The sequence below is a fragment of the Streptomyces sp. NPDC104202 genome (assembly GCF_055584185.1).
In genome coordinates, this window is record NZ_JBVJMN010000110.1 from 1 (window position 1) to 10,062 (window position 10,062).

The 10,062-nt window shown below is 73.9% G+C and carries 8 protein-coding genes; 2 read left to right on the forward strand and 6 right to left on the reverse strand.

Annotated elements, in window-relative coordinates:
- Positions 1 to 148: 148 nt before the first annotated feature.
- From ACZ60W_RS36615 to ACZ60W_RS36640, 6 genes are all read right to left on the reverse strand, one after another.
- Entirely contained in the window at positions 149 to 1,213 is a 1,065-nt protein-coding gene (locus tag ACZ60W_RS36615; protein WP_469759726.1) for a BMP family lipoprotein, read from the reverse strand.
- A 314-nt stretch (positions 1,214 to 1,527) separates the two neighbouring features.
- Positions 1,528 to 2,748, reverse strand: a complete 1,221-nt coding sequence (locus tag ACZ60W_RS36620; protein WP_469759727.1) for an amidohydrolase — start codon at positions 2,746 to 2,748, stop codon at positions 1,528 to 1,530.
- A 116-nt stretch (positions 2,749 to 2,864) separates the two neighbouring features.
- Positions 2,865 to 4,004 (reverse strand): hypothetical protein, encoded by a 1,140-nt coding sequence (locus tag ACZ60W_RS36625; protein WP_469759728.1) that lies wholly within the window; start codon positions 4,002 to 4,004, stop codon positions 2,865 to 2,867.
- Positions 4,001 to 4,894 carry an N-acetylneuraminate synthase family protein gene (locus tag ACZ60W_RS36630; RefSeq protein WP_469759729.1) on the reverse strand — a complete coding sequence of 298 codons (894 nt, stop codon included), beginning with the start codon at positions 4,892 to 4,894 and terminating at the stop codon, positions 4,001 to 4,003. The genes ACZ60W_RS36625 and ACZ60W_RS36630 overlap by 4 nt, the downstream gene beginning before the upstream one ends.
- 11 nt (positions 4,895 to 4,905) lie before the next feature.
- Positions 4,906 to 6,129: a cytidylyltransferase domain-containing protein gene (locus ACZ60W_RS36635; RefSeq protein WP_469759730.1), complete on the reverse strand. Its 1,224-nt coding sequence runs from the start codon at positions 6,127 to 6,129 to the stop codon at positions 4,906 to 4,908.
- A complete protein-coding gene (locus ACZ60W_RS36640; RefSeq protein ID WP_469759731.1) occupies positions 6,129 to 7,418 on the reverse strand; it encodes a DUF6716 putative glycosyltransferase in 1,290 nt (429 codons plus the stop codon). The genes ACZ60W_RS36635 and ACZ60W_RS36640 overlap by 1 nt, the downstream gene beginning before the upstream one ends.
- A gap of 219 nt (positions 7,419 to 7,637) precedes the next feature.
- On the opposite strand from ACZ60W_RS36640, the gene ACZ60W_RS36645 reads away from it, so the two are divergent.
- Complete coding sequence (locus ACZ60W_RS36645) at positions 7,638 to 8,621, forward strand: glycosyltransferase family 2 protein (RefSeq protein WP_469759732.1); 984 nt, start codon at positions 7,638 to 7,640, stop codon at positions 8,619 to 8,621.
- Entirely contained in the window at positions 8,618 to 9,967 is a 1,350-nt protein-coding gene (locus ACZ60W_RS36650; RefSeq protein ID WP_469759733.1) for a polysialyltransferase family glycosyltransferase, read from the forward strand. The genes ACZ60W_RS36645 and ACZ60W_RS36650 overlap by 4 nt, the downstream gene beginning before the upstream one ends.
- The last annotated feature ends 95 nt before the right edge of the window (positions 9,968 to 10,062 follow it).

Below are 10,062 nucleotides of genomic sequence, written 5' to 3' on the forward strand. Positions count from 1 at the left end.
GGGGGGCGAGGTGGTCGGAAGGGGAACACCGCACCGGGGGGGCCGCAAAAAAAAAGGAAAGCCCGGGGGGGGATGGGGCCCCCCCCCCCCCCCGGGGCCCCCCCCCCCCCCCCCCCGGCCCCGGGCTCAGGTCGTGACCTGGATGTCCTTACGGAGCGGTCTTGACCGTGATCTTGCCGTCGATGATGTCCTTCTTCGCCTTCTCCACGGCGGCGGTGACATCGGTCATCTTGACGTACGCCGGGTTGGAGTCGGCCAGGCCGACACCGTCCGTGGCGAGGCCGTAGCGGATCTCGCCCGACTGCGGCTTGCCGTCCTTGACGGACTTGATGACGTTGTAGACCGAGTCGGAGACGTCCTTGGTGACCGAGGTCAGGATGTGCTCCTTGTAGGAGGCCAGACCCGCCTGGTTGTACTGGTCGGAGTCGACGCCGATGGCCCACTTGCCCGCGGACGCGGCGGCCTCGATCGCGCCGGAGCCCGCCAGACCGGCGGCGGCGTAGATCACGTCGGCGCCCTTGTCGATCTGGCCCTGGGCGGCGGCCTTGCCGAGGTCGGGCTTGGAGAAGCCGTCGAAGTTCGGCGGCTGGGTCAGGTACTGGACGAGCACCTTCGTCTTGGGGTTGGTGTCCTTGACGCCCTGCGCGAAGCCCGCCTCGAACTTCTTGATCAGCGGGACCTCGACGCCGCCGATGAAGCCGACGGTGCCGCTCTTGGACGCCTTGGCGGCGGCGACGCCGGCCAGGTAGGAGCCCTGCTCCTCGTTGAAGACGAGGTTGGCGATGTTCGGGGCGGTCACCGAGGTGTCGTCGATGAGGCCGAACGTGGTCTTCGGGTAGGCCTTGGAGACCTTCTCGATGGCCGGGGCGTAGGCGAAGCCGACGCCGATGACCGGGTTGTTGCCGGCGCGGGCCAGCGCGGTGAGGCGCGCGACCTTGTCGGCGTCGCCCTCTCCGGACGAGGGCTCGGCCTCGGCGCCCTTGACGCCGAGCTCGTCCTCGGCCTTCTTGAGGCCCGCGTAGGCGGCGTCGTTGAACGACTGGTCGCCACGGCCGCCGATGTCGTACGCGATGGCGGCCTTCGTCGCCTTCGAGTCCGAGCTGGAGCTGGAGCTGGAGCCCGAGTCGGTCGACGACTTGCCGCACGCGGTGACCGAGAGGGCGAGCGCCGCGGAGGCGATGCCCACGGTGGTGATCCTGGTGATCCGGCGCAAGAGGAGGGTCCCTTCAACACTGACCGAAAGCGCCTCTTCCGGCGCTGGTTTCGCCGCGATCGTAACGCGCGTAGATGTCAGTTAAAGACCCGTTCATGAGTCGTTATCGGATCGTCGCGAACCGGCCAGTCGAGACCACCGGGAGCGTTCGGCCCGGTACCGCCGGTTATACCTCCCGGCCCGGGCGGGCGGACGGCCATCGGGCGGCGCCACGCCGGGCGATGGGCCGGACGGAGCAAGCGCCGCGCCCGGCGGCGGCGGCCCGCCCGGCCGGTCCCCCGGCGCGGCGCGCACGGCCGGAATCCGGCCCGCGATCAGCCCCGCGGCGTGGCGTCGAGCAGGGCCGCGGCGGTGAAGAGCTCCACGCCGGCGTCGATGCAGCGCTCGTCCACGTCGAAGTCGCCGGCGTGCAGGTCGCGGACGCGGCTGTCGCCGGGGGTGCGGACGCCGAGGCGGGCCATGGCGCCCGGGACGTGCTCCAGGTACCAGGAGAAGTCCTCGCCGCCGAGGCTCTGCTCGGTGTCCTCGATCGCGTGCGGTCCGCGACGGGCGGCCATGGCCTCGTGCAGCAGTTCGGTGACGCCCGCGTCGTTGACGACCGGTGGGACGCCCCGGACGTACGTGACGGTCGACTTGGCCCGGTGCAGGGCGGCGACCTCGTCGATGGCGGCGTGCACCAGGTCGGGCGCCTCCCGCCAGGCGGGCAGGTCCAGGCAGCGGACGGTGCCGGAGAGCTCGGCGTGCTGCGGGATGACGTTGGGCGCGTGGCCGGCCTCGATGCGGCCCCAGGTGACCGAGAGCCCGGAGCGGGCGTCGACGCGGCGGGCCAGGACGGCGGGCACGTCGGTGGCGACCCGGGCGGCGGCCGTGACGAGGTCGGTGGTGAGGTGCGGCCGGGCGGTGTGGCCGCCCGGTCCGTCGAGGGTGACCTCCAGGCGGTCGCACGCCGAGGTGATGGCCCCCACCCGGAGCCCGATCTTGCCGGCGTCGACCCGCGGGTCGCAGTGGACGGCGATGATCCGGCCGACGCCCTCCAGGACCCCGGCCTCGATCGCGTCGGCGGCGCCGCCGGGCAGGACCTCCTCGGCGGGCTGGAAGATCAGCCGCACGGCGCGGGGCAGCAGACCCTGCCGGTCGAGCTCGGCCAGGACGAGGCCGGCGCCGAGGACGGTGGTGGTGTGGACGTCGTGTCCGCAGGCGTGGGCGCGGTTGGCCACGGTGGAGCGGTAGGCGACGGTCTTGACGTCGGGGATGGGGAGCGCGTCGAGGTCGGCGCGGATCGCCAGCATGGGACGGTCGCGGTCCCGGGTGCCGATGTCACAGATGAGCCCCGTGCCGGCCGGGAGGACCTTCGGCGCGAGGCCGGCCGCCTCCAGGCGGGCCTTGAGCGCGGCGGTCGTACGGAACTCCTGGTTCCCGAGCTCGGGGTGCATGTGCAAGTCCCTGCGGAAGTCGATCAGTTCGGCGCGCAGGGTTGCGGACAGCGTTCCGGGCAGGGTGACGGAGCCTGGCTCACGGGACTTCAACTGGTTCACCCTTTGAAGGGTAGGCCCGTGGAGAGGTCAACTGCCCGTTGATCACGAAAAGTTCAGCCCGTTAGGGGAAAGAATCTCGGTTTGTCGGGCATGAAAGCCCTCCGTCATGGGTACGCTCAGCCGAATTCGAGCCGGTCGGTGGGCCCCACCGCCCGTGCGGTGAGCCGGTCGACCTCGTGCGCGGCCGTGCCGGTGACCACGGACAGGAAGCCCTGGGCGCGCGGCGAGGCGCTCTCCCGCAGCCACTCGGGCGCGATCTCGCAGACGGCGACCCTCACCCCCGTGCCCGCCAGGGCCAGCGGCAGGGTGTGCACGACCGTGGACGGGAAGCTCACGACCGTGCGCCCGATGGGGCCGCGCCGGGCGATCAGCTCCAGCGGCAGATCGGGCCGGACCACCTGGAGCCCGGTGTCCACCGCGATCCGGTGCAGTTTCTCGGCGCTCTCCCTGCGGTGCGCGAAGTAGCGGGTCGCGCCGTGGCTCCGGGCCAGCTCGCCCACGACCCGCGCGTAGTGCTCGGCGTCCACGACGCCCGTCTCCACCAGCGAGGTGCCGACCAGGTCCGCGCCGCCGGTGAGCAGTGGGGGGCCGAAACGGCTCCGGGTCCAGGCGAAGGAGTTCTCGGTGACCCGGAGGTCCCCGGGCGTGTCGAGGGGCAGCGAGGTGAAGACCTCGACGGTGCGGCCCCGGGCGGGGGCGAGCCGGCGGCGGGCCAGCGAGGTCACCGGGGCGAGGAGCAGCTCGCGCGGGCCCAGGCTGCCCTTGCGGTGCCAGCGGACCAGCCGCTCGCCGCGGCCGAGCTGGGCGGCGAACTCCATCGTGGCGGTGCCGTCGTCGACGACCGTCAGGTGCCGGGGCGAGAACAGCGACAGGAGGAGCTGGACGTAACGGGAGAAGGGGTCCCCGATGATCACGCGCTCCGCCGCGCGGAGCGGTCCGGCCAGCTCCCGCAGCGTGCGGACCAGCGCACCCCGGCCGCCGCGGGCCTCCTGCCAGCGGACGGCGAGGCCCTCGTCCCGGGCCAGCTGTGCCATCCGGCGCAGCTGGCCGCGGGACATGGGGTCGGTCGGCGAGAGGACGACGACCGTGAGGGGTGCCGCCGGGGCGGGACGGCCGGCCCCCGCGGCGGCCGGGGCCGCGGCCCCGGGGTCGCCGGGGGCCGCGGGGTCGCCGGCGTCGGTCGACTGGGCGTGCGCCCATTCCAGGACGTTGAGGAGCTGGACGGGGCTCTCGACGAACGCCAGCTGCCCGGTCATGCCTCCACGACCCCCTGGACCCGGCGGAGCTTCTTCATGGGGCCGAGCTCGGACTCGTAGACCTTCTTGACGCCGTCGCCGAGGGCCGTCTCGATCGTGCGGATGTCGCGGACCAGGCGCTGGAGGCCCTGGGGCTCGACGGAGGCGGCCTGGTCGGAGCCCCACATGGCGCGGTCGAGGGTGATGTGGCGCTCGACGAAGGTGGCGCCGAGGGCGACGGCCGCCAGCGTGGTCTGGAGGCCCGTCTCGTGGCCGGAGTAGCCGATCGGGACGTTGGGGTACTCCTCCTGGAGCGTCTGGATGACGCGGAGGTTGAGCTCCTCGGCCTTGGCCGGGTAGGTCGAGGTGGCGTGGCAGAGCAGGATGTTGTCGCTGCCGAGGACCTCGACGGCGTGCCGGATCTGCTTCGGCGTCGACATGCCGGTGGAGAGGATGACCGTGCGGCCGGTGGCGCGCAGCTCGCGGAGCAGCTCGTCGTCGGTGAGGGAGGCGGAGGCCACCTTGTGGGCGGGGACGTCGAACTTCTCCAGGAAGGCGACGGCCTCGGTGTCCCACGGGGAGGCGAACCAGTCGATGCCCCGCTTGCGGCAGTGCTCGTCGATGGCGCGGTACTCGTCCTCGCCGAACTCCACGCGGTGGCGGTAGTCGATGTAGGTCATGCGGCCCCAGGGGGTGTCGCGCTCGATGTCCCACTGGTCGCGCGGCGTGCAGATCTCGGGGGTGCGCTTCTGGAACTTGACGGCGTCGCAGCCGGCCTCGGCGGCGACGTCGACGAGCGCGAGGGCGTTCTCCAGCTCGCCGTTGTGGTTGATACCGATCTCGCCGGTGATGTAGACGGATCGGCCGGGGCCGGCGGTCTTCTCGCCGAAGGTGCGCAGACGGGTGTTCATGGTGCCGTTCCTTACGAGTCGGTGGTGGTGCGTGCGGGGGTGTCGAGCTCGGGTCCGAGGAGCCACGCGGCGATCTCGCGGATCGCTCCGGCGCCGCCGGGGGTGACGGTCACCGCGCGGGCCGCGGCCCGTACGGAGTCGTGGGCGCTGCTGACCGCGACGGGCCAGCCGACGAGGCGGAAACAGGGGAGGTCGTTGACGTCGTTGCCGGCGTAGAGCACGCGCTGGGGGTCGATGCCCTCGGCCTCGCACCACTCCTTGAGGGCCCGGTCCTTGCGGTCGATGCCGTGCAGGACGGGGATGCGGAGCTTGCGGGCACGGGCGGCGACGACGGCGTTCTGTTCGGTGGAGAGGATGAGGACGGGCAGGCCGGCGCGGCGCAGGGCCGCGATGCCGAGGCCGTCGCCGCGGTGCGCGGAGACGAACTCGCGCCCCTCGGCGTCGAGGTGGACCCGGTCGTCGGTCTGTGTTCCGTCGAAGTCGAGGACGACGGCGTCGACGTCGGCGAAGCCCGGGGTGGTGGGCTCGTCGAGGAGCGGCGCGAGGGCCCGGGCGCGGGCCAGGTCGTGCGGGTCGTCGATCTCCAGGACGCGGGCGGCGTCGGTGACGACGAGCGCGGTGCGGCCGAAGAAGCGGTGCCGGTGGGTGCGGAAGCCGGTCGCGTCCATGGCGTAGACGGCGCCGGTCTCCAGGTACTCGGGCTCCCGGTCCTGGCGGCGGGGGCGGTGCGCCTTGTCGTGGTTGACCCCGACGGCTCCGGTGGCGCCGCCGGCCGGGTCGCGCCACAGGAAGCCGTGGGAGGGGGCGGCCGTGAAGGCGGTGTCGGCGGCGCCGGAGACGACCCGGCCGGCGGTGTCCGCGATCTCGGCGGAGGTGAGGAAGGGGCTCGTGCACTGGACGAGGAGGACGACGTCGGCGGCGCGGCCGTGGGTGGCCTCGAAGGCGTCCATGGTGTGCAGGACGGCGGCCTCGCTGGTGGCGGTGTCGCCGGCCAGGGCGGCGGGGCGGTGCACGACCTCGGCGCCGACGGCGCGGGCCGCCGCCGCGATGGCGGCGTCGTCCGTGGAGACCACGACGTGGGTGACGGGGCGGGCGCCGAGGCAGGCCAGGGCGGCACGGGCCACGAGGGGGACGCCGGCCACCGGGGCGAGGTTCTTGGCGGGGACGCCCTTGGATCCGCCGCGCGCGGGGATCACGGCGAGCACGGTCGGGGCGCTCGGCTTCGTCGTCGTCATCAGAGTTCTCCCAGGCGGCGGATGACGGGGGCGACGCGCTGCACGCCGTGGCGGTACGCGCCCCGCGCGGCCTCCCGGACGACCCGGCGCAGCCCGCTCTCGCGGGGTTCGGGCGCGGTGACGTCCAGGCGGTGGCGGGCGAGGATCCCCGGCAGGTAGCCGGGTGCCGTCTCCGCGGTGTAGTAGGGGGTGATCGGGGGCAGCGCGGGGAGCGCCAGGAGGGCGGCGACCCGGTCGCGGGCCGCGTCGAAGGCCGACGCGTACGAGCCGTCGGAGGCGACGCCCTGCCGGGCGAGCCAGGTCTCGTCGGGGGTCGGGGCGAGGCCCCCGTCGAGCCGGTCGAAGGAGGTCAGGAGGCCGGATCCGACGAAGTGGTGGTTGCCGAGGGCCTCGCGGACCCCGAGGTCGGTGAGGATCGCGGTGGGGATCCGCCGGTGGAGGGCTTCGAGGGCGGCCGTGGAGGAGACGGTGACCAGGAGGTCCGTGCGGTCGAGCACCTCGCCCATGTGCCCGTAGACCAGGCGGAGGTTGGGCGGCGGGTCGAGGTCGCGGACCAGCTTCTGGAAGGGGAACTCCTCCAGGTGCGTGGTGTGTTCGCCCGGCTTGGAGCGGAGCTTGAGGAGCACCTCGCGGCCGGGGTGGAGGCGGGCGTGGTCGACCAGCCGCCGCAGGACGTAGGCGCGTTCGGCCCGGGTGGCGGGGACGGACGGCTGGGCGGCGAAGACCAGGGTGTCGCGGCCGGCCTCGGGGGTGTGCGGGGCGCCGCCGAGGAAGGGCAGCGCGGCCTCGACGACCGCGTCGGCGCAGGCGCCGACGCCCGTGTAGACGGCGCGGAACCGCTCGGCGTCGTGACGGGAGTTGGCGAGGACCACGTCGGCGCCGTGGCGCAGGAGGAGGCCGTCGGTCAGCTTCTCGTAGACGACGCCGACGTAGCCGGTGACGATCACCGGGCGTCGCTCCAGGGCCAGGTCGGCCAGGCCCTGGAGGACGGCCCGGACGGTGCCGCCGACCAGGGCGAGGACGACGACGTCGTATCCCTCGCCGCGGGTCTCCGCGTCCCGTACGGCCCGCAGGAAGTCGGCGCCGGTCACCTCGCGCGGGACGGTCGTGGAGACCCCCGTCTCGGTGAGCTGGCGCGCGGTGGGCGTGGCACGTCCCCGGAGGACGAATCCGGTGGGTTCGGCGGTCGTCGCCGTGATGCGGCGCGCGGTGAGGGCGCCCCATTTCCACCGGGTGTCGGAGTCGGCGAGTACGGCGACGCGTACCGCTTCTCTGGTACTTGCTGGCACGCCGAGGACGCTAGAAGGGCATTCCGCTTTCCGTCCCAACTGGGCGGCAACAAACGGTGAACAGCGCCTCTCCGACGTCTGAAGCGGTTCGTTTTCCGGACGTGACGCGGCCTGATTCCCTTGTCGGTAAAGGCGGTTAATGCGCCTGCCTCGCGGTGTTCACCGAATCGCCCCCCGGCGGTCGGTGGGAATGCCGGGTCGCCGCCTAGCGTCGGCCGGGTGGTCAAGCTCTCCGTCGTCGTGCCGTTCTTCAACGTGCAGACATACGCCCCCGACACCCTCACGAGCCTGCGGGCCAACGCCCGGGAGGACTTCGAGTTCCTGCTGATCGACGACTGCTCGTCGGACGGGACGCCGGAGCTCCTCGACCGGGCCGCGCGCGAGCTGCCGGGCGCGGTCCTGATCCGGCACGAGCGGAACGAGGGTCTCGCCACGGCCCGCAACACCGGGCTCGACGCGGCCCGCGGCGAGTACATCGCCTTCCTGGACGGCGACGACTGGCTGGCGCCGGGCCACTTCGGCCGCCTGGTCGCCGCCGCCGAGGGGCTCGGCTGCGACTTCGTGCGCACCGACCACGTCTCGGTCACCGGCCGCAACCGGTCGGTCCGGCAGGTGCCCGTCGCCCGGCGCGGCGAGGTGCTCGACCCGCGGGGCGCGATCCTGCCGGCCGACCGGACGACCTCCGTCGACTATCCGTACGCGTGGGCGGGCCTCTACCACCGGCGCCTCCTCGACCGGGGGCTGCTGCATTTCCCGCACGGCCTGCGGACGGCGGAGGACCGGCCGTGGATCTGGCGGCTGCACCGGGAGGCGGATTCCTTCGCGGCGCTCGGGGAACTGGGCGTCTTCTATCGGCGGGGTGTTTCCACCTCGCTCACGCAGATCGGTGACGTGCGGCAATTGGATTTCATTCGCGCATTCGACCAGGTGATCGAGGAGACGGCGAAGGACCCGGACGCGGAACGGCTTCTTCCCAAGGCCGTCCGCACGTATTGCGCGGTGATCTCCCACCACGTCGGTTCGATCGAACGCTTCGAGCCTGACGTGGCCCGGCAGCTGAAGGCGATGAGCGCGGGGGCGCTGCGGCGGATGCCCCGGGAGCTCCTCGACGAGGTGCTGCCCGCGATGGGGCCCGAGCGGGCCGCGACCCTGCGCTCGCTGCGCCGGCGCCGCCCCGCGGGCACCGCGGAGGTGGCCGCGTGAGCAGCCGTACGACCCCGCCGGCCGGCGGCCGCCGGACCACCCAGATCTTCTGTGCCTCGACCCTCTACGGGGCGGTCACCCTGGCGGCCGCCCTCGACAGCGACTGCTTCGGCCCCGCGGACCGGCGGATCCTGGTGGTGATCAACAACGCGGCGGTGCCGGAGACCACGCCCGCCCTCGACGAGGCCGACGGCTTCGCGCGGCTGCGCGGCCGCTTCGACGCGGTGCTGTCCTGGAACGAGGTGATCTCGCCGCTCCACCCGGCCGGCTGGACCCCGCGCGCGAGCGACCTCCCGCTGCTCCGGCGCCATCTGCGGCGGATCTGGGACCTCGGCGACGACCGGGTCGAGCTCGCGCTGGAGTCGCTCCAGGTGACGCCCGCCCTCGCCGTCGCCCAGCTGCTGCCCGACGCGCCGATCACCGCGTACGCCGACGGCCTGATGAGCTACGGACCGACCCGCAACAAGATCGAGCCGCTGGTGGGCGGCCGGGTCGGACGGCTGCTCCACTTGGACCTCGTGCCGGGGCTCGCGCCGCTGCTGCTGGCCGAGTTCGGCGCCGTGGCCGAGGCCGTCCCCACCGAGGCGTTCACCCGGTGCGTCGAGGAGCTCTCCGGGCCGGCCGCCGAGGACGGCCGGGAGGGTCCGGCGCTGCTCCTCGGGCAGTACCTGGCCGCGCTCGGCCTCCTGACCGCCGCCGAGGAGGAGGAGCTGCACCTGCGGATGGTCCGGGGCGCCGTGGCCCGCGGCCACCGGCGGCTCGTCTTCAAGCCGCACCCGACGGCCCCGGACGCCTGGTCGCGGGCGCTGGTCCGCGCGGCGGAGGCGCTCGGCGCGGAGCTGACCGTCGAGGACCGGCCCGTGCTCGCCGAGGTGCTCTACCGCGAGATGCGGCCCGCCCTCGTCGTCGGCTGCTTCTCCACGGCCCTGCTCACCGCGCACGCCTTCTACGGGCTGCCGGTCGCCCGGGTCGGCACCCGCACCCTGCTGGAGCGGCTCACGCCGTACCAGAACAGCAACCGCGTCCCCCTCACGGTCGTGGACGCCGTCGTCCCGCCGCTGGAGGAGGACGCCGCGGACGAGAGCGGTCCGGCGCTCGGGACGGCGCCGCTGAACGACCTGGTCGCGGCGGTCGGCTTCGCGATGCAGCCGAAGATCCGGCCCGACCTGCGCGAGGCGGCGGTCCGGCACCTGTCGGGCCCGCTCGCCGCGCGGACCCGGCACCACTTCACCCGCCGCCGGCTGACCGTCCTCGGCCTGCCCGGCGGCCTCCCGCTTCCCCGCCACCCCCGCGTCCGCCGGCTGGCCCGCCGGGCGCTGCGGCTGCGGAAGGCGCTGAAGCGGTAGGGGCGGCAGGGCGTGGGGGGGGGGGGGGGGGGGGGGGGGGGGGGGGGGGGGGGGGGGGGGGGGGGGGGGGGGGGGGCGGGGTGGGCTTTTTCCCC

Bases quoted from the DNA above. Each gene is read 5' to 3' on its own strand.
- ACZ60W_RS36635 (WP_469759730.1), bottom strand. From the start codon at position 6,129: ATGACGACGACGAAGCCGAGCGCCCCGACCGTGCTCGCCGTGATCCCC.
- ACZ60W_RS36625 (WP_469759728.1), bottom strand. From the start codon at position 4,004: ATGACCGGGCAGCTGGCGTTCGTCGAGAGCCCCGTCCAGCTCCTCAAC.
- ACZ60W_RS36630 (WP_469759729.1), bottom strand. From the start codon at position 4,894: ATGAACACCCGTCTGCGCACCTTCGGCGAGAAGACCGCCGGCCCCGGC.